The organism is Peribacillus sp. NPDC055009 (assembly GCF_053608705.1).
The window spans coordinates 143445-164420 of the sequence record NZ_JBSGVZ010000001.1 but is presented as its reverse complement, the minus strand read 5'-3'; the positions used below and the strand labels follow the sequence as shown (position 1 = coordinate 164420).

Annotated in this window: 17 protein-coding genes, 1 pseudogene and 1 riboswitch; of the genes and pseudogenes, 12 read left to right on the top strand and 6 right to left on the bottom strand. The window is 34.0% G+C overall.

All coding sequences use genetic code 11. From position 1 onward, the window contains the following. Window positions 1–49 precede the first annotated feature (49 nt). Window positions 50–403 (top strand): hypothetical protein, encoded by a 354-nt coding sequence (locus ACWF5P_RS00835; protein WP_452444477.1) that lies wholly within the window; start codon window positions 50–52, stop codon window positions 401–403. Between the two features lie 103 nt (window positions 404–506). On the opposite strand, the gene ACWF5P_RS00830 is transcribed toward ACWF5P_RS00835, so the two are convergent. Further along, window positions 507–845 carry a hypothetical protein gene (locus tag ACWF5P_RS00830; RefSeq protein WP_452444476.1) on the bottom strand — a complete coding sequence of 113 codons (339 nt, stop codon included), beginning with the start codon at window positions 843–845 and terminating at the stop codon, window positions 507–509. Window positions 846–1380: 535 nt separating this feature from the next. Further along, window positions 1381–1484, top strand: a riboswitch (purine riboswitch). A gap of 182 nt (window positions 1485–1666) precedes the next feature. On the opposite strand from ACWF5P_RS00830, the gene ACWF5P_RS00825 reads away from it, so the two are divergent. Beyond that, window positions 1667–2536 carry a 5'-methylthioadenosine/S-adenosylhomocysteine nucleosidase gene (locus ACWF5P_RS00825; protein WP_452444475.1) on the top strand — a complete coding sequence of 290 codons (870 nt, stop codon included), beginning with the start codon at window positions 1667–1669 and terminating at the stop codon, window positions 2534–2536. A gap of 125 nt (window positions 2537–2661) precedes the next feature. Here the strand turns inward: ACWF5P_RS00825 and ACWF5P_RS00820 are convergent, their stop codons facing one another. The 3 genes from ACWF5P_RS00820 to ACWF5P_RS00810 form a co-directional block, all read right to left on the bottom strand. Further along, window positions 2662–3033: a hypothetical protein gene (locus ACWF5P_RS00820; protein ID WP_101223516.1), complete on the bottom strand. Its 372-nt coding sequence runs from the start codon at window positions 3031–3033 to the stop codon at window positions 2662–2664. Window positions 3034–3194: 161 nt separating this feature from the next. Further along, on the bottom strand, window positions 3195–3920 hold the full coding sequence (locus ACWF5P_RS00815) for a ZIP family metal transporter (RefSeq protein ID WP_101223227.1): 726 nt from the start codon (window positions 3918–3920) through the stop codon (window positions 3195–3197). A 156-nt stretch (window positions 3921–4076) separates the two neighbouring features. Beyond that, the gene (locus ACWF5P_RS00810; RefSeq protein WP_101223228.1) at window positions 4077–4415 is read right to left on the bottom strand and encodes a hypothetical protein; all 339 of its coding nucleotides are present in this window, start codon (window positions 4413–4415) and stop codon (window positions 4077–4079) included. A gap of 204 nt (window positions 4416–4619) precedes the next feature. Here ACWF5P_RS00810 and ACWF5P_RS00805 point away from each other — a divergent pair, with 204 nt between their 5' ends. The 4 genes from ACWF5P_RS00805 to ACWF5P_RS00790 all read left to right on the top strand — a co-directional run bounded on the left by ACWF5P_RS00805 (window position 4620) and on the right by ACWF5P_RS00790 (window position 8534). Next, on the top strand, window positions 4620–5114 hold the full coding sequence (locus tag ACWF5P_RS00805) for a L,D-transpeptidase family protein (protein WP_413020404.1): 495 nt from the start codon (window positions 4620–4622) through the stop codon (window positions 5112–5114). 541 nt (window positions 5115–5655) lie between these two features. Next, window positions 5656–6204 (top strand): SMI1/KNR4 family protein, encoded by a 549-nt coding sequence (locus ACWF5P_RS00800; RefSeq protein WP_452444474.1) that lies wholly within the window; start codon window positions 5656–5658, stop codon window positions 6202–6204. A 169-nt stretch (window positions 6205–6373) separates the two neighbouring features. Next, window positions 6374–7843, top strand: a complete 1470-nt coding sequence (locus ACWF5P_RS00795) for a protein kinase family protein (RefSeq protein ID WP_452444473.1) — start codon at window positions 6374–6376, stop codon at window positions 7841–7843. Between the two features lie 277 nt (window positions 7844–8120). Beyond that, complete coding sequence (locus ACWF5P_RS00790; RefSeq protein ID WP_452444472.1) at window positions 8121–8534, top strand: (deoxy)nucleoside triphosphate pyrophosphohydrolase; 414 nt, start codon at window positions 8121–8123, stop codon at window positions 8532–8534. A 5-nt stretch (window positions 8535–8539) separates the two neighbouring features. On the opposite strand, the gene ACWF5P_RS00785 is transcribed toward ACWF5P_RS00790, so the two are convergent. Together ACWF5P_RS00785 and ACWF5P_RS00780 are read right to left on the bottom strand one after the other, a co-directional pair. Beyond that, the gene (locus ACWF5P_RS00785) at window positions 8540–11350 is read right to left on the bottom strand and encodes a DEAD/DEAH box helicase (protein WP_452444471.1); all 2811 of its coding nucleotides are present in this window, start codon (window positions 11348–11350) and stop codon (window positions 8540–8542) included. A gap of 196 nt (window positions 11351–11546) precedes the next feature. Next, complete coding sequence (locus ACWF5P_RS00780; RefSeq protein WP_452444470.1) at window positions 11547–11981, bottom strand: hypothetical protein; 435 nt, start codon at window positions 11979–11981, stop codon at window positions 11547–11549. Window positions 11982–13209: 1228 nt separating this feature from the next. Between ACWF5P_RS00780 and ACWF5P_RS00775 the strand changes: the two genes are divergently transcribed. The 6 genes and pseudogenes from ACWF5P_RS00775 to ACWF5P_RS00750 all read left to right on the top strand — a co-directional run bounded on the left by ACWF5P_RS00775 (window position 13210) and on the right by ACWF5P_RS00750 (window position 20836). Continuing rightward, on the top strand, window positions 13210–14757 hold the full coding sequence (locus tag ACWF5P_RS00775) for a type I restriction-modification system subunit M (RefSeq protein ID WP_452444469.1): 1548 nt from the start codon (window positions 13210–13212) through the stop codon (window positions 14755–14757). Continuing rightward, complete coding sequence (locus ACWF5P_RS00770; protein ID WP_452444468.1) at window positions 14754–15986, top strand: restriction endonuclease subunit S; 1233 nt, start codon at window positions 14754–14756, stop codon at window positions 15984–15986. The genes ACWF5P_RS00775 and ACWF5P_RS00770 overlap by 4 nt, the downstream gene beginning before the upstream one ends. 1 nt (window position 15987) lies before the next feature. Beyond that, window positions 15988–17193 carry an AAA family ATPase gene (locus ACWF5P_RS00765; RefSeq protein ID WP_452444467.1) on the top strand — a complete coding sequence of 402 codons (1206 nt, stop codon included), beginning with the start codon at window positions 15988–15990 and terminating at the stop codon, window positions 17191–17193. A gap of 25 nt (window positions 17194–17218) precedes the next feature. Further along, window positions 17219–20317 (top strand): type I restriction endonuclease subunit R, encoded by a 3099-nt coding sequence (locus tag ACWF5P_RS00760; RefSeq protein ID WP_452444466.1) that lies wholly within the window; start codon window positions 17219–17221, stop codon window positions 20315–20317. A 32-nt stretch (window positions 20318–20349) separates the two neighbouring features. Then, window positions 20350–20568, top strand: a pseudogene (locus ACWF5P_RS00755) (YdbC family protein). A gap of 115 nt (window positions 20569–20683) precedes the next feature. Then, window positions 20684–20836 (top strand): hypothetical protein, encoded by a 153-nt coding sequence (locus ACWF5P_RS00750; RefSeq protein ID WP_452444465.1) that lies wholly within the window; start codon window positions 20684–20686, stop codon window positions 20834–20836. Window positions 20837–20976 lie beyond the last annotated feature (140 nt).

Below are 20976 nucleotides of genomic sequence, written 5' to 3'. Positions count from 1 at the left end.
CTAGAAACAAACGTATATGGAAGGTATACAGCAATTACTGGAGGACTCAATGAATATAGATGCAATTGTACGATTAGCTTTATTTATAGGGATTCCGGCCTTCATGATGTGGCGGGGTTATAAAAAGATGTCAGAAGCAGAACGAAATGACCTGAAGACTGATGTATCGAGTAAGCGTTTTACCGCTACATATGGTTTAGTCGCACTCAGTTTGGTATTCTTGTTGGTCGAACCAATTTTTGAAGCAACATGGATGAAAGTGATTAGCGGCGTGCTTTTTTCAATTGGAATGATAGTGAGCAGCTACTTTATATGGTTGAACGCTTCATCAAAGTGGAAAGCAGTGCTTGGTATCATCTATTCAATAATTGCTTTAGCCATCTTTTTATGGGTGATCACCTAAATACTTGCAACCCTTTGCAAGGAAACTAGTTAGAGTAAGCCCGATTACTGATTCCTAATCCGGCTCGGTTTAAGGAGAAAAGAGCGATTTCAATTTAGCATTATCAAATCTCATTGAATCTCTTTATAAAGGACTCTAACTCACCTATTGATTTAAATTTAAAAGAATACCCATAATGTATTGGAGTTTGGCCTTTATTCACTCTCTTAGGAAATTTTTTTAATGCAGTACTATGATACTTCTTTTCACTTTTAAAATCTTCATTGTTTTCTACTGTCTTTGGATCCAAAACAACACCAATCTCTTGAGTAGGCAATAAGTATATTACCTCTCCAGTTTGGATGTTTTTAAATTCTGTAGCCTTACTAGTCTCCTTTTCTTTTTCATAACCATTTCTTTCGAAAGTCCTGTATAAGCTCGCCATTCCTTCACTTACTATCATTGTTTCATCTCCTAACTCTATTATTCGAGGCATTAATTGTGGATTATCTCAAAAAGATGCCAAAACGCAACGAAAAAGTAAAATATAATAATTAATTCATAACGCTAAATACTCAGATAAATTCTATTAGATTTTAACATATGTAAATTATTATCCCGCACTCATTAAAAAATATTATCCATAGGTGGGAAGATTATTGAGATTCCTCCTTGCAAAAGGTTAAGCTGATGCTATTCAATGTGTAAAGTCTTGCGGTGAAAATGAATAAATCGCTGTAGTTATTTTCAACGTACTCTTCAATGATCTCCATCCCTTTTTTGAATCTATCAACTAATAAATGTGTGTAATTTTCATCCCAGGTAAACCTGTTGATTCGTTTAAGCTCATCGGCCAATACTTGAAACTTGAACTCCTCAACAAGAAGCTATAATTATGATTTTATCGAACCACTCCCTAAACACGAACATTAAATTATTTTTATATTTTAATGTTCACTTTTTTATTGATTATCTATCATTTGTTTGTTATATTAGCAAAGTAATAATCGTAATTTACTCGTATATGCTCGGAAATATGGTCTGAGCGTTTCTACCTGGTTCCCAGTGAAAGAACTAGACTACGAGTTAAAGTATATTCAGCTGCCCGCTTTCTTGAGCAGCTAATGATTTAGCATTCGCTTCATTTTTGCTTGATTATCTATACTTTGACTATCGTAGGTCTAGAAGGCAGTAATCATTCTGCCGTTCTGGACCTTTTTCTTTGGACCATATCTGCGAGTGTTTCAAACAATCGGATAATTTGTTTTTAAGGAGAGAAAAAACATGTTAAAAAAGTATACTATATTAGGAATCATTGCTTTACTTTTCGTGTCGGTAATTGCAGCATGCAGTTCTGCTTCCAAAAATGAAACGGTCGAAAAAAAGACTCAAAGGCCTATCATGATTCAAGGTCCAATGCCAATTGAAGCTGAAAATTTCGCGAAAAGGTTAAAAAATGTTAAAGAAGAAAAATCAGGAGATTTTGTATTTTATATTGGAACTTTAGACAATTATCCTGTAATCGTTGCCAAAACAGGTAAAGGGATGGAAAACACAGCTGCCGCTACAGCATTGGCCATTGAAAGATATAACCCTATTGCCATCATCAATCAAGGGACATCAGGCGGACATGATCCAAGCTTAAACGTTTTTGATATTGTTTTAGGAAAAAGAACGGTAAACCTAGGTTCATTAAAAACGGCTGATAAAGCTGAAAACGAAGGAATCGATCCAACCATATGGAAACCAATGGACCTAATGGCTTCTGAAGGAAGTGCAGGAGAAGATCCTAACGCTGAAAAACCACGCTTCTACGAGGGAGATAAGGATCTACTCGCAGCTGCTCATGCAGTTAAAGACACTTACACAAAAGGTAAGGTTGTCGATGGTACTATCGGTTCTGCAGACGTTTGGAATAATGAAGTGGATCGGATTAAGTGGTTCCATACGAAATATGGTACATCCGTGGAAGAAATGGAAGGAGCTTCGGCAGCACAAATCGCCAAAGCTTACGATGTGCCCTTCTTAGGTATACGAGTGCTATCCAATAATAAAGTGAACGGCGGTAAATATAACCCTAATACTGCAGCAGCCAATCAAGAATATGTGTATGAAGTGGTTAAAAAATATATCTCTACGATGCCAAGCAAATAAGAGCGGGCTCGGAGCATATATAAGAATTAGAATCTTTTTGGTCACCTATCCCTATAAAAAAATAAAAGAAGAGCACATATTATATACGATGATATGTGCTCTTCTTTTATTCGCGGATGCCCAAGTTAGCGGACTATTGATTCTTCCTCCTTGCAAAAGGTTAAGCTGAGACTATTCAATGTGTAAAGTCTAGCGGTGAAAATGAATAAATCGCTGTAGTTATTTTCAACGTACTCTTCAATGATCTCCATCCCTTTTCTGAATCTATCAACTAATAAATGCGTGTAGTTTTCATCCCAGGTAAACCGATTGATTCGTTTAAGTTCATCTGCCAATACTTGAAATTTAAACTCGTCAACAAGAAGCTTCAATTGATACAATTTATCTTTATTTAAACAAAAGCAGTTGTTTTCATTTTCATGATTTTCCCGGACAAAAGTAATGAACCCTTTTAAATTATCAGCTAACATATTCGCTATTTGCATCTCGAAGTTCATTTCTAACATCTCCTCAATGTCTAAAATCTATATGAAGAGTGTATGATTTGAAATGATATTTTAACACCAACAATTCTTTTTCCGAGATAGATTCCTTGTGTATTTCCTTCTATGATAGAATTTTCACAAAAAAATTGCCCCTTCCTTCCAAAGGGACATTTTCACATCGAATCCAGAACCAAAGATATAAGCAGGCCAGCAGCGGTGAATATGCCCGTGATCGGCCCTCCGTCTTCATATGCTTCAGGCATCATCGTTGAGGCGATCATGGCGATGATTCCCCCGCCTGCAAAGGCTGCCATCGCTGCCAGGACATAGTCCGGGGCATGATCGAGGAATAGATAGCCCGACATCGAGGATAATGCCGAAATGATCAGGACGGAAAACCACAGCAGCATGATTTTCTTCTTGGAGTAATCACTTTTGAGCAAACCTGTTGTACTTGAGAGCCCCTCCGGAATATTACTGATGAAGATGGCAATGACCAATAGCCAGCTTACCGAGCCACCGCTTATTAAGCTTGCGCCGATCATTATCGACTCCGGTATGGCATCCATCACGGTTCCGATGAAAATGGCTAGGCCCGCTTCCTTCGAAGAGTTATTATTGGACCGTTTCCTTTTATCCGCACCTTTTTTGGAAATAAGAAAATCCAAGGCAGTAAACACGCCGGCCCCTGCTATGAATCCGATCCCCGTCGCCCAGATTCCACCATCACTCACCGAATCAGCAAGCAGCTCATATGCCGCGGCGCCAATCAATACACCCGTACCAAAAGCCATGATATAGCCAATGATGTTTTTCTTGATCGGTATGAAGATTGCGGCAAGTGCGCCAAGCAGGACGGCAGAACCCGAAACCCCTCCCCAAAAAACCGCATTCCACATAGAACTCCCCCATTTCCTTTTTATAGGATAGTGTACCCGGGTTGATGTTGGGGTAAACAAGGGGCCGCTTTTGGCAATTCCATCAAAAAAAAGCAGTTATATTCGCTGCCATGGTTTTTGTGTATAGAATGGTAGAGTATCCTGCTCCTCGCTGCCTTATATGACTGATATTTGCGGTTTTCCTTCTTCTCTTTCACTAACCTTTTCGATTTTATCGACAAACATTTGAAAAACCTTTCTCTTTTCTTCCAGCTCTTTTATCGATTCTTTCAATTCGTTCAATTTTTGTTCAAAAGGTTTATGATAGAGCTCGCGGATGCTTCGAATAATTTCATCATTAATAGTGGATTGTACAACCTGTTTGGTAATATTGAATTTATAGGAATAAACCTGAAGTTCACGCTTAACTTCATCATACTCTTTTTCTATCCCATTTAACACATCACTAATTTCTTCATTCCATTCTACTAAAGCCTTTTTCACATGTTCCTCCACCTTTATTCCCCCTCTTTAACTAACAAAAATCCATCTCCATAAAAACTTATTTTATCAAATGTTCATTTCGGTTTCTTTTCGGCTTAGTTACTTAACATATAAGTTTTATTAAAAATAGATAACAGCTTACGACGAGTTACGAAACACTTTTGAAAAATCACATAGAATGAAACATGACAACTATAACCTATGGAGGTGTTCAGACTGATTCATACAGTTAAACCAGGCGAAACACTGACACAGATATCCAGGGACTACCGGAAACCGCTATCGGCAATCATCGCTGCCAACCCGACCATAAACCCAAATGTCATTAATCCTGGTCAACCCATCATGATCCCTGGTTTTCCACCTGCTGATACCATTCCATTTCAGATCGATGTGTCCGTTAACAACCGTAAGCTAAGACTGCTAAAAAATGGAGTATTGCAGAAACAATATCCAATCGCCGTTGGAAGAATGCTGTTCGGTACACCAGTAGGACAATTCATCATCATTAATAAAGCCCCCAACCCCGGAGGCCCATTCGGTACAATGTGGATGAGTCTATCCAAGGAGCACTACGGCATTCATGGAACGAATGACCCCAGCTCGATTGGTAAAGCCGTCTCAAAAGGCTGTATTCGCATGCATAATCGGGACGTGGAGGAATTATCAAGGATTGTTCCAATCGGGACACCGGTTACGATTCATCCTTAATGGATGATTAATAACTCTGGAAGTTTTTTATCAGAGGTTGGTAGGCACGTATCATGAAGATAATGTGGAGACTGAAGAGGACAGCCTGACGTCGGCTGTTCTTTTTTGTTTTGATTTTAAAAAACCGCTCCCTAAAAAGTAATTATTTTACAATTAATTTTTGCATGATATTATTAATAATTAAGTAGGTAAGAGCAATGAAACGATAGCATCTAAGGAGTGAAAATATGAAAAAGTAAATCATCATGTGGGTTACTGGTGTTCTAGTAGCCACCATTCTTCTTGGGTCAGCGGGAATGACATTCTATAATTACGCTCCAACTGAAGGAAAAACAACTGCAGAAACCATTGATTGATTTTACTTTTGATTTCTGTTTCAATAAAGCATGTTCCACATCAAAATGATATACATCATGAATCGCCATTAAACTGTGGCGGAACAAATTCAATGTCTAATTTATTTCCATTGCCAAGATGACTCCATCAACAAACAGTAACTCTGGCGGGCTTCATATTAATTTGATTTGGAGGGACAAGCGAATTGAGTCATTTTATACATAACACCCTATCTGGACTTAAAAAATTGCTGGATAACAACGACCAAATGAAGACAATATCACACGAAGGTGAAGTTGGTAACGTTTCTTGTTCTTTTAATGCTCCAATACAATCAACTGAAATTGAAATGTTTGAAAGGGAAAATAACATCAAGCTTCCTGAAGACTATAAGGCCTTCTTAACACTCCATAATGGGGCAAGAATATATGAATTGATCGCAGAAGAAGATATTAACATAGGGGGCGGCCTCCATTTATTTAGTTTAGATGAAGTAAAGGAAGCTCAAGAACTTGAGTTAATGGAGGGACTTGGGCTTCCTATTGGGCATTTATTGGGTGATTGTTATCTCATATTAGATACAGAAAAACTAAAGGTTGGGGATCCAAATTACCTTAATATTCTGGAGTTTACAGAACTTTCATCTCTAAATCTTAATTTTGAAATCTTTTTAGACCGCTACATTATTTCACAAGGTGTGCCGTTTTGGAGCTGGCCTATTTACACAGCTGAAAATTACTATAGAACTAGGTAAAATAATAATTAATGAATGAACTCTTTTCATCAGCAATATTCACATTGGCAGGTACCCTAAAGAAAAAACTGCTAATTAATTACATGAAACAAATAAATATATCCTGAATATTCCAAACAACTATGATAGAATATTTTTAAAGTACGGTTTTTCAAAAAGGAATGACACTGTGTTAACTATTCAAAAATACGAAAAAATATTAAGCTATTTTGACCAAGAATTTTGGGAAGGAAAAACAACTGAAACCAATTGGAATTATTATGGACTAATTTTAGATTGGTACTTTGAGAGCTCTGTTCTTTCCATTGATTATTTAGATATTGTAGATTATTTCCATGATAATGGTGGATTTAAATTTACTGATGATATTTATTTAGTAGACCAATATAAAAATGTAGACGAAAATAAACGATTAAAGGTATTGGGCAATATACTAAATATTCTAAAACACTCTAAGGTTAATGAAGAAAAGTGTAAACTTATTATTCAAAAAGTATCTAATGTCCTCAAAAAAAATAATGTAAAACTAGAAATTCCAGAATACGGTTATCTAATTGTAGTACCAAATGATATTCTTGATTCTGGTTCATACTGTAATGTAGTTCGTGTTAAAGAAGGTATTTTAAGAAAAGAATTAAAACCGCTATATTTAAACGACGAGAAATTAAACAAACGAATGCAATACGAATATGAGAATATGAAGAAATTAAGTGGCTGTCCTCAAATATTAAACGTTTATGAATTTAACCCTGAAAATAATACCTATTTAATGGAACAAGGAGAAAAAAATTTATATGATTTTCTGAAAGATCAACTTGAAATATCTCTTGAAGTAAAATTAAAAATTATTATGGATTTGTTAAAAGGGATGAAATATGCACATGAAAAATCAATTATTCATAGAGATTTACATTTAGGAAATGTTTTAAAAATAAATAATGAATTTGTAGTTTGTGACTTTGGATTAAGTAAGGATTTGTCTATTGAAAGAAGCATGAAATCTTCTTTTACAGAGAAAAATAATCATCTTTTTGTGGACCCATTAGCAATTTCTGATTTCACAAAACTAGATCAAAAAAGTGATATTTTTTCAATTGGAAAAATTATTGATTTTGTAATGTTGCACAACGAAACTAATCCTAATCATAAATTAAAATCAATTGTTGAACGTTGTACTTGTCGAGATAAAACATTAAGGTACTCATCATGCACCGAAATCATCACTGAGATTGAAATGATTTTAAAAAACCAAGGTCAAGAAGAAACTCGGAAAAGTACATTAAATAAAATTTTGAACAATCAATATGACAGCCAAGTACATGAATTTGTAATAGATTTAGCTAATAATGATACACTATCTAAATTTATTGTTACACATCAACTTTCCCATTTTGGTAGTTTGATATTAAAATTTGAAAGTTTTTATCAAGAAAAAATAATGGATTCGATGATGGAAAATTTTGCTGAGGCTACTGGATATAACGGCTGGAAAAATTACGATATATTTGCTAGTATTGCATATTACCTTTGTCTCAATGTTCAAGATTTAAAAACAAAAAAAATTGCAGAACATCTTTTAACAGAATGTGCAAATATAAGATACTCCGCAAAAAACTTACTTGATAGTTTACAAATTTAATCCTTAATAGACGAACTCTCCCAATCCTCCTATTATAAAGCTGACCATTGTTAATGGTCGGCCTTTTTGTATAGGGTGTAAAAATTAAATGTTCCAGGGTAGAACTAACTCCCTCAATATATGAAGAGTGAAATCTCTCGAATTTTCTTATTTTCTAAACACTTTCATTTTTTCAAGTATGCTTTACCGATTGTTGTATAAGTGGGATTTTGTATTTATCACAAACCTCACTTAATCATGATATTATTTAATCATAGCAAACCTATAGGAGGATAACATGAAAAAGCAAGTTAAAGTAGTTGCAGCCATTATTGAAAATGAAAAAGATGAAATACTATGTGCGTTACGCTCTCCAGATATGAGCATCCCGAACATGTGGGAATTCCCAGGTGGAAAAGTAGAGAAAGGCGAAGATATTTTTACTGCATTAAAAAGAGAGATTGATGAAGAATTAAAATGTAAGGTTGAAACAGAGACTTCAATCTTTAATGATAATACGCATGAATATGAAACCTTTATAATTAATTTATTGTCTATAAAATGTAGAATTATTGAAGGTACCCCAACGGCCAATGAGCATTCTAAACTGATATGGTTAAAGGGAGAGAATCTAAGCTCTCTAAAATGGGCTCCTGCTGACATTCCAGCTGTGGAACAATTAATAAATGAAAAAAATAGTCTTCTCAAATGAGAAGACTATACTCTTTTAGTGAACTCAGTATATAAACTAGCTGGGACTTCATTCTCTAATTCCATTGTAACGGTAATTGGCTTTTCCCCTTCATATTCCACCGTGTTACCCTTACCGATATAAATATACGGTTCTGTCTTTCCGTCTATTTCTTTATACTTTCTAATAAATAAATGTAAATGAATCCCTCTATCCTGATTGAATACAATATTCTTTCCTCTCTCAGAACTTGGGGCTGTACTATTTGGAGTCTGCCATTGAAAAATGCGTTCGTTTATAAATTCATCGTGGTAATTAATGCTCTCTTTAATATCTTCTTCCTTGTGTAAATCAATAAATAAGAAATAGTCATTACCATTCGAAAGTAGACCAGAACCCCTAAAAGCACTGTGGCTTTTGCGATAATTTGATAGTAATGCAGCATCACCCATTTGATATTGCTCATACAGCTTAAAATGTGGCACACCATAGTAGTCTTCTTTAAATTCCTTTTCATATCTAAAGATTCCATAAATGATCAGATCTTCGATATACGTTCTATATTCCTCATTCTGTAGCACCTTTTGAAAAGAAGCTGTCTTAAATAAATGACCATCTTCAAGTGTAAATAACTTCAAGTTCCTCTTTTTCTGACCAGGATCATAAAAATCCTGATTTAGACACTGCAAGGTATGCAATACGCTATCTTCATCTACCTCTTTAACCAGCTTCAATATCTCACGTTTTGCGGTTTCTAAAGAAATATCCTCATGATCTAAGAGATATTTAGCAATAGCAAATTCATACACTCTCTTTAGAGGTAACTTACTCGATAACTCCCTTAATACTCCTTCAAAAGCTTCGTCTAGTAATAGCCTTTTCAAGGAATCTTCTTTTTCTACTTTTGCTACAAATTGCAAATATGTTTTTTCGCGATTAATAAATTTAATCGGATCTGGAGCTCCATCAAATTTCATATAATCCATTAATAATAAAGGAATTTTACCTTGATTCATTTTCTTAAATTCAAAGTACTCTTCCTTTAAATACTTCAATGAATTAAAGTTTTCCTTATCAATCTGCGCTAATATCCGTTCTTCAGAGATTTTATCCATTTGAATATGCGTACAACCTGGAATATTTGCAAATCCAGTTGCAATTGCAACCTTCAAGCTTTCTTTGTCATAATAACGGCTTCCATTTAATGCGATGGCAATTAAGAACGTTTTACTATGATTCCCGATGAAATCAAGTACCGTTAGGAAAGTCTTGTCTTTATGTTTACGAAGGCCTCTTCCCAGCTGTTGAATAAAAACAATCGGAGAATTAGTAGGTCTTAACATTAATACGGTATTTACTGAAGGAATATCAACACCCTCATTAAAAATATCAACCGTGAAAATAAATTCTAAATCATCATGATCATCTTCAAGCTTATTTATATAATACGTTCTCTGCTCGACTGAGTCATTTCCAGATAAACAGATACTTTGAATACCCCTACTATTAAATTCTTGTGCCATATATTGTGCATGTTCAACAGTTACGCAAAACCCTAGACCTTTTCTTTTTTCACCGTCATGGCCATAGAAATTCATATTCTTAATAATAAAGTCGACTCTCTCGTTAACCTTTAATCTCTTCGTTATCTCCGCTACATCGTCAATATCTACATCACTTAAATCAATTCCCTCAATGTCGGTAATACCAAAATAATGAAAGGGAATAACCAGTTCATCCTCTAAAGCCTCATGTAAACGAACTTCTAATGCCACATTATTATCAAATAGGTCAAAAACATTTTGTTGATCGCTTCTCTCTGGAGTAGCTGTCATCCCTAACGTGAACTGTGGGTCGAAATATTCTAGCACTGCTTTATAACTAGGGCTTGTTGCATGGTGAGCCTCGTCAAAAATAATATAATCAAATTCGTCTCGTTTAAATTCCTCATAGCATTTAGACAAAGTTTGTATGGTAGAAAAAATATAATCGGCATTTTTTTGCTTTTGATTCCCAGTCAGTAATCCAAATGTCAGTTTTTCATTAGGAAGGAGCTTTTCAAAGGTCTCTTTTGCTTTTTTTAATATTTCTTCTCTATGTACAATGAACAACAATCTTTTAGGCATGAATCCCTTTACGTCAAAAGCAGACATATATGTTTTACCTGTACCTGTTGCTGCTATAACTAAGGCCTTCTTTTCCCCAAACGATCTAATTCTCTCAAGGTTTTCAACCGCACGTTTTTGCATGTTATTAGGAATGATATATTCAGACCCTTCATAAATAAATTGCTGAGTATTCGTATAGTCCTTTAATTTACTCAAAAACTCTTCATACTTACTAATAAAATTGTCATCCGCTACGACACTACTATTCCATAAGCCATCATATTCCTTTAAAACATCTTTCAGAAATTGAGCATCCTCTTTAGCAATAATCTCAACATTCCACTCAATATTACTCTTAAGTGCACTTTGAGTAATATTAGAAGAACCAATAATCACCTTATAACTTTCCTTAAATTCAAAAATATACGCTTTCGTATGAAAACCAATCGCCTTATCTGTCTCAAAAATCTTCAAATGAATATTACTAAACTCATTTATTTTCTTTAAAGCCTTCGCTTCAGTAAAATTCAGATAAGTAGAAGTAATAATCTTCCCCTTTACTCCCCTTTTTTCCGCGTTCTTGAAGGTATCCAACAACAGCTGAAGACCACTATAATTAATAAAGGCCACGCTGAAATAAAACTTTTCACACTCATTAATAGAAGAAATTAATTCATTTAATAAATTACCCTTGTCTGAATTAACAATTAGCTTTTTCTCGATGCTCATGATTTGCTCCTGACTGTGGTTATATAAGAGAATGTTTCAGTTATCTATAGATACATTGCATAATTATCTTGAACATTAATGCTTAGATAATGATAGCATGGAAATTACCATAAAAAAACAGCTAACCAGAAGGGTCAACTGTATAATCTTCGTTTATTTCAAATAATATTTTATGTTACTAGTAATAAAATTAATGTCATTTTTGATACGGTTCTGCGAGCTTTATTAGATGGTAAAACACCTTTCCACCAAAATATCTTGTACCATTAAATAAGTTCATTTTCCTTCCTGTATTAGAAGTAACCAATATATTGTTAAGTGGAACTGGAACATCAAATGCTACATCTGTAGCAATAAAATAAACGCCCTTACTAATTGCTTTTAATCTATTTAATAAAGTTGAAAATGCTACTATATTTTTGGGGTGAGTTTCTATATGAAGCTTTCCAACTGGTTTCCATATTTCATTATTTGGTTGATAATAGAGCTTAATAAATGCCCCGTTTGTTTTTTGTATCTTTAGGCATTGGTGATAACGAAAACGTTGATAGATTAAGTACTTAATTACAAGAGACCCTTTAAGAAACCCCCTCATTGAAGCACTTAACATGTAACTACTTGTTATTACCATGAGAGCCTTTCGTTTTCCAACGATAGTTTAAATCGAAGGGTAATTGTGGTGACTTATTGTTAAATTGCTTAGCAACCAATCTCGTAATAACAGAATTTTTTTTCAACCACATAGTAACTTATATTAATTTGATGAATTTTTTTAAGTGGAGACAAAATTTTAAAAATAAAAAGACCAAGCAGTTTAATTTGCTTGGTTTCCTTAGAAATTCCTAGTTCATAATATTGTATCAGGCATTTAAATAATGATGGTTTTGGCAGTATATTTTAAAACATCTTGAATCATTAATTGCTATAAAACTGTATAGATGCTAATACTCATACCTACTTATTAAGCAATGCTAATTTTATTAAAGAAGCTATATATGGAAGAAAAATCTATAACTTGATTAGTACATAGTAGACTATTACTGCGTAGCAACGATTTCTATAATAATCGGGATATAGGTTGGGGAATATTGGGATATTCTGGAGGAGTCTAGTGATTTTATTTCCGTTGGCCTTCATGTAACTTGACGTTAGTTTAACTAATCATATTGAAGTCTTTGATACCTCCACCCATCACTATACGGAGTTTTTTCATGTGAACACATACTCGCTGATAGTAAGCTGACGGTGGAATGGTGTATAATGTGGTAATTCATTGTCGAATAAAGGATTTTCCAGTAGGGTTGTGAAATAAGACAATTGGACTATTATGCTGGTATTACGGAGTGATTTTGCATGAAGTATTATGTCGGTGTAAAGGTAGTAATTGGTGTCAAAACTTAGGTAGAATAAGTGGAGTAGGTAAGGTGCTATAAAGCCTAGTGGCTAAAGATTTTGGGGATAAATGTAGAAGATAGGTTGTAGGCAAACATTATTTTAAGTTTACAGACCAATTGAAAAAAATAATCACACTCTGCATGTTACAGTGAAAAGCGAAAACATGAAGTACAATCGTGTCATTATCGAGCTGTATGATCTGTGAGGTTGTAAGATATAAAAACGCCTGCTGGTAATACTGCGAGGACCTATAACATGGAAAGGTCATTTTGCGTATCTTGCGAAATCATAATAGAACAGATATACAGATCATCATAGATGCCTTTTAACGTTACGTTAGAAGAAAAGAAAAGAACATTGCATGTGTGAATATGGTAAGAAACTAAAGGTGGAAGGAAAACTTCAAACCTATTTAGAAGTGCTTCTATAATCAATGTATAAGAAGAAAAATTGGAGGTTTACAAATGTCAAGTGCAGCACAACGTGCCGAATTACAATCTCAAATCTGGAAAATAGCCAATGATGTCCGTGGCTCAGTAGATGGATGGGATTTTAAACAATATGTTTTAGGAACACTTTTTTATCGTTTCATTAGCGAGAACTTTTCTAGCTATATTGAAGCTGGAGACGAAAGTGTCAAGTATGCAGACCTTCCTGATGATATTATAACGAAAGAAATCAAAGAGGATGCCATTAAAACAAAAGGTTATTTCATATATCCGAGTCAGCTGTTTGCTAATATTGCGAAAACCGCCAACACAAATGAAAGTTTGAATACTGATTTAGCTGCTATATTTTCTGCTATTGAAAGTTCAGCAAATGGTTATCCTTCTGAATTGGATATTAAAGGATTATTCGCTGATTTTGACACGACAAGCAATAGATTAGGAAATACTGTAAAGGATAAAAACAGTCGTTTAGCTGCTGTGATTAAAGGAGTTGAAGGGCTTAATTTTGGTGGTTTTGAAGATAGTCAAATTGACCTTTTTGGTGATGCCTATGAGTTTTTAATCTCTAATTATGCTGCCAATGCTGGAAAATCTGGAGGAGAATTCTTCACCCCGCAGTCTGTATCTAAACTTATTGCTCAATTAGCAATACACAAGCAAACAACCATTAATAAAATTTATGACCCTGCAGCCGGTTCAGGTTCATTGCTATTACAAGCAAAGAAACAGTTTGATGCTCATATTATCGAAGATGGTTTTTATGGACAGGAGATTAACCATACAACTTATAACCTTGCTCGTATGAATATGTTTTTACACAATATAAATTACGATAAGTTTAATATTGTTTTAGGAAATACGCTATTAGACCCTAGCTTTGGTGATGAAAAACCTTTTGATGCTATTGTATCTAATCCACCCTATTCAGTAAAATGGATTGGAAGTGATGACCCAACCCTTATTAATGATGAGCGTTTTGCCCCTGCAGGAGTATTAGCTCCAAAGTCCAAAGCTGATTTTGCCTTTGTACTTCATGCCCTTAGTTATCTTTCAAGCAAAGGTCGTGCTGCTATCGTTTGTTTCCCAGGTATTTTTTACCGTGGTGGTTCAGAACAAAAAATCAGAAAGTATCTGATTGATAATAACTTTGTTGAAACGGTTATTTCATTAGCACCGAACCTTTTTTATGGGACTTCAATAGCGGTTAATATCTTGGTTCTTTCTAAGCATAAAACCGATAATAAAACTCAATTTATTGATGCAAGTGGAGTAGATTTCTATAAAAAAGGAACCAATAATAACATACTTAGAGATGAACATATTGAGCAAATAATGAAAATGTTTGACAGCAAAGACGATATTGATCATGTTGCAAAATCTATTGATTATAATTCAATTGTTCAAAATAATTACAACCTTTCTGTTAGTTCCTATGTGGAAGCAATAGACACAAGAGAAGTCATCAATATCAATGAGCTGAATGCAGAAATAAAAACGACTGTAGCAAAGATAGAACAACTTCGTGCCGAAATTGATGACATTATTGAGGTGATTGAATCATGATTAAGCCGAATTTTATCGATAAATTCCTTGACGGGTTTAAGGTAGAGTGGAAGACGTTGGGGGAAGTTGCTAAAATCCAAAGAGGTGCTTCACCTCGACCAATAGCGAATTTTATTACTGATAAAGAAGATGGTGTTCCTTGGATTAAAATAGGTGACACTTCACCTAATACAAAATATGTGAATAAGACAGAACAAAGAATTACACCAGAAGGTGCTATGAAATCAAGAATATTAAAAAAAGGTGATTTCATAATGTCAAACTCTATGAGCTTTGGACGACCTTACATTCTAAATATTGATGGGGCTATTCACGATGGATGGGCGTCAATAAGTGATTTTGGGGATAAATTAAATTCCGATTATTTATACCATTACCTTTCTTCAGAGTTAGTTCGAAGCTATTGGATAAGTAAGATTAACAGTGGCTCAGTAAGTAATCTTAACTCAGACATTATCAAATCTTTAGAAATCCCCATCCCACCTCTAAAAGTACAAGAGGAAATCGTCCATATTTTGGATGCGTTCACAGAGCTTACCGCCGAGCTTACCGCCGAGCTTATAGCTCGTAAAAAGCAATATAACTATTATCGTGATAAGTTGTTTACTTTTGAAGAGTGTGAAGTTGAATGGAAATCGTTAGGGGAAGTGGGTGAATTTACAAGAGGTAAGAGATTTGTAAAAACTGATATGCTTTCAGAGGGGTTCCCATGTATTCACTATGGTGAAATGTATACGCATTATAATATCTGGGCGGAGAAGACAAAATCGTTCGTTAATCATGATTTAGCTGCAAAGCTGAGAGTTGCAGATCATGGTGATGTGGTAATTGTTGCCGCTGGAGAAACAATTGAAGATATTGGAAAAGGAACTGCTTGGCTTGGTAATACGGGGGTTGTTATTCATGATGCGTGTTTTTCATATAGAAGTTCTTTGAATCCTAAGTATGTTTCATACTTTTTACGAACCAAGCATTTTCATAACCAAATAAAGAAACATATATCTTCGGGGAAAATTTCGGCGATTAATGCTAACGGTTTAAGTAAAGCAAAAATCCCTATTCCAACTCTGGAAGAACAAGCCCGAATCGTATCTATCCTTGATAAATTCGACACATTGACCTCTTCTATAACCGAGGGTTTACCTCGTGAAATAGAATTGCGTCAAAAACATTACGAATATTACCGTAATATGCTTCTTAGCTTTCCAAAAGAGGAAGTAGAGGTGTAATATGGGAGCATTATTAACGGATATTGCAGAACAGTTAAAAGATAGTGATAAAAAAGTTCAACTGATTTATGCTTTTAATGGAACTGGTAAAACTAGGCTATCACGGGAATTCAAATTGTTAGTTGCACCGAGAGTAGATGTTGATACAGAGCTAGAGGAATCGGAATCAGTTAGTAAAAAAATCCTTTATTATAATGCCTTTACGGAAGATTTATTTTATTGGGATAATGATTTAGACAATGATGCTGAACCAAAACTTAAAATCCACCCTAACGCATTTACAAAATGGATTTTTGCAGAGCAGGGACAAGATAGAAATATTATTTCTTATTTTCAACGTTATACCGATGAAAAATTAACTCCACATTTTAATGAAGAATATATCATTAAAAATAAAGCTGGAAAAAATATAAACGTAGAAGCTTTTACAGAAATAACCTTCTCATATGAGCGTGGTAATGATGAGCGTTCAAACAACATTAAAATCTCAAAAGGTGAAGAAAGTAACTTTGTATGGTGTGTGTTTTATTCGCTACTCGAACAAGTTATTGATGTTTTAAATGTAGCTGAACCAAGTGACAGAGAGACAAATCAGTTTGACCAGTTGGAATATGTATTTATAGATGACCCTGTAAGTTCATTAGACGATAACCACTTGATTGAAATAGCAGTAAATTTAGCACAATTAATAAAATCAAGTGCATTAACAGACCTTAAATTCATTATAACCACACATAATCCTCTTTTTTATAATGTGCTTTGTAATGAATTTAATAATTCTAATAAAAGTATAGGTTACAACAACAATAAACACTTTAAAAAGCATAGACTAGAAAAGAAAGAAGAGGGAACTTATGAACTAATAAGACAGCCTAATGATTCGCCGTTCTCTTATCATCTTTTTCTAAAAAATGAAATTGAAAAAGCTATTGAAACTGATCAAGTACATAAATATCATTTTAACTTTCTTCGAAATATTTTAGAGAAAACTTCCACTTTTTTAGGTTATTCTGATTGGGGAGAATTGTTATTACCTGTTAAAGGAAGTCGGGATGCATATGAAAAAAGGATTCTAAACTTATCTAGTCATTCAAAGCATTCGGCTGAAGAAATTGTTGTGCTCACAAAAGATGACAAAAATGTTTTAAGACATCTTGTTAATGAAATTAGTGAAATATATAGATTTAAACAAGAAGAAAGAGAATAAATATTAATTTTCGGGAGGGAATTTAATGATAGATTTCAAACCCATCGCAGAATCAAATAACTTTATAGTATTAGATAAATATACGAAAATAGACCAACAAGGAGTTAGCTATCAAACAGAAGCTGCTCTAGAACGAGAACTGATTCAAGATCTAGTAAATCAAGGGTATGAACATTTACCTAATTTAACTACTCCTGAGAAAATGCTTGCTAATGTCCGAGTGCAACTTCAAAACCTTAATAATGTACAATTTTCAGAAGCTGAATGGATTAGATTTTGTGAGCAGTTTTTAGATAAACCCAGTGATAACCACATTGATAAAACCCGTAAAATTCATAACGATTATATTTATGACTTTGTTTTTGATGATGGGCATATTCAAAACATTTACCTAGTAGACAAAAAGAATATTGCCAACAATAAAATGCAGGTAATTTCCCAATTTGAACAAAAAGGAACCCAAGCCAATAGATATGATGTTACCATTTTAGTCAATGGCTTACCTTTAGTACAAGTAGAGCTTAAAAAGCGTGGAATTGCCATTCGTGAAGCCTTTAATCAGGTTCATCGATATAGTAAAGAGAGCTTTAATTCAGAAAACTCTCTGTTTAAATATTTACAGATTTTCGTGATTTCTAATGGGACAGATAGCCGTTATTTTGCTAATTCGACTAAACGTGATAAAAACAGTTTTGATTTTACTATGAATTGGGCAAAATCGGATAATACCCTGATTAAAGATCTAAAAGATTTCACGGCTACATTTTTTCAGAAAAATACTTTATTGAATGTACTACTGAAATACTCCGTTTTTGATGTGAGCGATAACCTGCTGATTATGCGTCCTTATCAAATTGCTGCCACGGAAAGGATTTTATGGAAAATTGAAAGTTCATACCTAGCCAAAAATTGGAGAACTACTGAAAGTGGTGGATATATTTGGCATACAACAGGTTCGGGGAAAACGCTTACGAGTTTTAAAGCAGCTCGTTTAGCTACTGAACTGGATTTTATAGATAAAGTATTTTTTGTTGTAGATAGGAAAGACCTAGATTTTCAGACGATGAAAGAGTATCAGCGTTTTTCCCCTGATAGTGTTAATGGTTCAGAAAGTACCGCAGGATTAAAGCGTAACATTGAAAAAGATGATAATAAAATTATTGTGACGACGATTCAAAAACTCAATAACTTAATTAAAAGCGAAACAGAGTTACCTATATATAATAAGCAAGTGGTATTTATTTTTGATGAAGCCCACCGTTCACAATTTGGTGAAGCTCAAAAAAATATCAATAAAAAGTTTAAGAAGTTCTATCATTTTGGATTTACAGGTACGCCTATTTTCCCAGAAAATGCGTTAGGTTCTGAAACGACTGCTTCTGTCTTTGGTCGAGAGTTACACTCTTATGTAATTACGGATGCCATTAGAGATGAAAAAGTTTTAAAGTTCAAAGTAGATTATAACGATGTACGTCCCAAGTTCAAAACGATTGAAAAAGAACAGGACGAGAAAAAGCTATCGGCAGCAGAAAATAAAGAAGCATTACTACATCCTGAACGGATTAAAGAGATTTCTCAATATATTCTGAATAATTTTAGAATAAAAACCCATCGTTTAAATGCGAATGGAAACGGATTTAATGCCATGTTTGCTGTGAGCAGTGTTGACGCAGCCAAACTCTACTATGAATCATTAAATAACTTACAACAGGAAAGCAGTAAACCCCTTAAGATTGCGACAATCTTCTCCTTTGCTGCTAATGAAGAGCAAAATGCTATAGGTGAAATTCTTGATGAAACTTTTGAACCTTCAGCAATGGATAGTAGTGCAAAAGAGTTTTTAAGTTTAGCCATTAAAGACTATAATGCCATGTTTAAAACCAATTATGGCGTAGAAAGTAAGGAATTTCAAAATTATTATCGTGATCTTGCTAAACGAGTAAAAGACAAAGAGATTGATTTGTTGATTGTTGTAGGAATGTTTTTAACTGGTTTTGATGCACCTACATTAAATACTTTATTCGTTGATAAAAATCTTAGGTATCATGGTTTAATGCAAGCTTTTTCGAGAACAAATCGTATTTATAATTCCACCAAAACCTTTGGAAATATTGTTACTTTTAGAGATTTAGAACAAGCAACCATAGACGCCATTACTCTTTTTGGAGATAAAAACACTAAAAATGTGGTGCTGGAGAAAAGCTACAAGGAGTATATGCAAGGATTCACTGATGTGACAACTGGTGAAGCCCGTCGTGGATACGTAGATGTAGTAAAAGAATTAAAGGAACGTTTTCTTAATGTTGATGATATTGTTACTGAAAAGGAAAAAAAAGAGTTTGCGAAACTCTTTGGTCAATATTTGCGTATTGAAAATATCCTGCAGAACTATGATGAATTTTCAGGTTTAAAAGCTTTACAAGAAATAGATATTACTGATCCTAAAGCTTTAGAAGATTTCAAATCTACTCACTATGTTACTGATGAAGATATTGCTGTTATGCAAGAGATTCAGGTGTTAGAAGAAAGAGCTATTCAAGATTATCGTTCTACATATAATGATATTCGTGATTGGCTCCGCCGTGAAAGAAATGGAAAAGAAAAGGAAAATGTTTCTATTGATTGGGATGATGTTGTCTTTGAAGTAGATCTTTTAAAATCCCAAGAGATTAATTTAGATTACATTCTTGAACTTATTTTTGAACATAACAAGAAAGTAAAAGATAAAGCAACATTGGTTGAAGAGGTTCGTCGCTTAATTCGATCTAGCATAGGAAACCGTGCAAAAGAAAGCTTAGTAGTTGATTTTATCAACCAAGCTGATTTAGACAGTATTCAAGATAAAGCAAGTATTATTGATGCCTTCTTCTCATTTGCTCAAACTGAGCAAAAACGTGAAGCAGAAGAGTTGATTAATACTGAAAAACTTAATGAAGAGGCTGCAAAAAGATATATTTTAAATTCACTAAAAAGAGAATATGCCAGTGAAAATGGAACGGAGCTTAATGAAGTTCTTCCTAAAATGAGTCCTCTTAATCCTCAGTATTTAACAAAAAAGCAGAGCGTTTTTCAGAAAATCTCTGCCTTTGTAGATAAGTTTAAGGGAGTAGGTGGAAAGATTTAATAAATCTAAAATAGAAAGTACAATGTGGAGAAATGGCAGAATTCAAATATAAAGTAACTCAAATACACGGTAGATTGTCAGAATCACCAAAAGGTTGGAGAAAGGAACTGAATCTTATCAGTTGGAACGGCCGTGACCCCAAATAGGACATTCGTGATTGGGCTCCTGATCATGAGAGGATGGGTAAAGGAGTAACTTTGAGTAAGGAAGAGTTGGTGAAGTTGAAGGCTATATCAAGTGATATAAACTAACTTTTGTTCAAAAAATAGGGAGATCGAAATGGTTGAATAAATTGTAGATGTAACAAAAGTACAATCACGAACTACATGAAAAAAAAACTTCAACAACCAGAAAATGGAACAATTCATGAAAAAAACTGGTGCAACAATGGACGGATATTTAGCAACGAATGTTAGTCAATTAAAGAAAATGCTAAGTGAATTAATATTTAAGATTGAATATGGTAAAAATTCTAGAGATGATGAACTATCAGAAGCATTAGTAAAAACAGATATATAGTATTTTGCATCTACACAATCCGACAAAACACAACAAAATAATATGCTACTATTAACTGGAAGGGGCTTCTCTTTCAGTTATTTTTTTGCTCAAATTCTAGTATTAATCATACTTTCTCTGAAGGTCTTAATAGATGTGAC

Excerpts from the sequence above, each read along its gene's own strand:
- ACWF5P_RS00785 (WP_452444471.1), bottom strand. The coding sequence starts at position 11,350 with ATGAGCATCGAGAAAAAGCTAATTGTTAATTCAGACAAGGGTAATTTA.
- ACWF5P_RS00835 (WP_452444477.1), top strand. The coding sequence starts at position 50 with ATGAATATAGATGCAATTGTACGATTAGCTTTATTTATAGGGATTCCG.
- ACWF5P_RS00780 (WP_452444470.1), bottom strand. The coding sequence starts at position 11,981 with ATGGTAATAACAAGTAGTTACATGTTAAGTGCTTCAATGAGGGGGTTT.
- ACWF5P_RS00760 (WP_452444466.1), top strand. The coding sequence starts at position 17,219 with ATGATAGATTTCAAACCCATCGCAGAATCAAATAACTTTATAGTATTA.
- ACWF5P_RS00820 (WP_101223516.1), bottom strand. The coding sequence starts at position 3,033 with ATGAACTTCGAGATGCAAATAGCGAATATGTTAGCTGATAATTTAAAA.
- ACWF5P_RS00765 (WP_452444467.1), top strand. The coding sequence starts at position 15,988 with ATGGGAGCATTATTAACGGATATTGCAGAACAGTTAAAAGATAGTGAT.
- ACWF5P_RS00830 (WP_452444476.1), bottom strand. The coding sequence starts at position 845 with ATGATAGTAAGTGAAGGAATGGCGAGCTTATACAGGACTTTCGAAAGA.
- ACWF5P_RS00775 (WP_452444469.1), top strand. The coding sequence starts at position 13,210 with ATGTCAAGTGCAGCACAACGTGCCGAATTACAATCTCAAATCTGGAAA.
- ACWF5P_RS00825 (WP_452444475.1), top strand. The coding sequence starts at position 1,667 with ATGTTAAAAAAGTATACTATATTAGGAATCATTGCTTTACTTTTCGTG.
- ACWF5P_RS00790 (WP_452444472.1), top strand. The coding sequence starts at position 8,121 with ATGAAAAAGCAAGTTAAAGTAGTTGCAGCCATTATTGAAAATGAAAAA.
- ACWF5P_RS00770 (WP_452444468.1), top strand. The coding sequence starts at position 14,754 with ATGATTAAGCCGAATTTTATCGATAAATTCCTTGACGGGTTTAAGGTA.
- ACWF5P_RS00815 (WP_101223227.1), bottom strand. The coding sequence starts at position 3,920 with ATGTGGAATGCGGTTTTTTGGGGAGGGGTTTCGGGTTCTGCCGTCCTG.
- ACWF5P_RS00750 (WP_452444465.1), top strand. The coding sequence starts at position 20,684 with ATGAAAAAAACTGGTGCAACAATGGACGGATATTTAGCAACGAATGTT.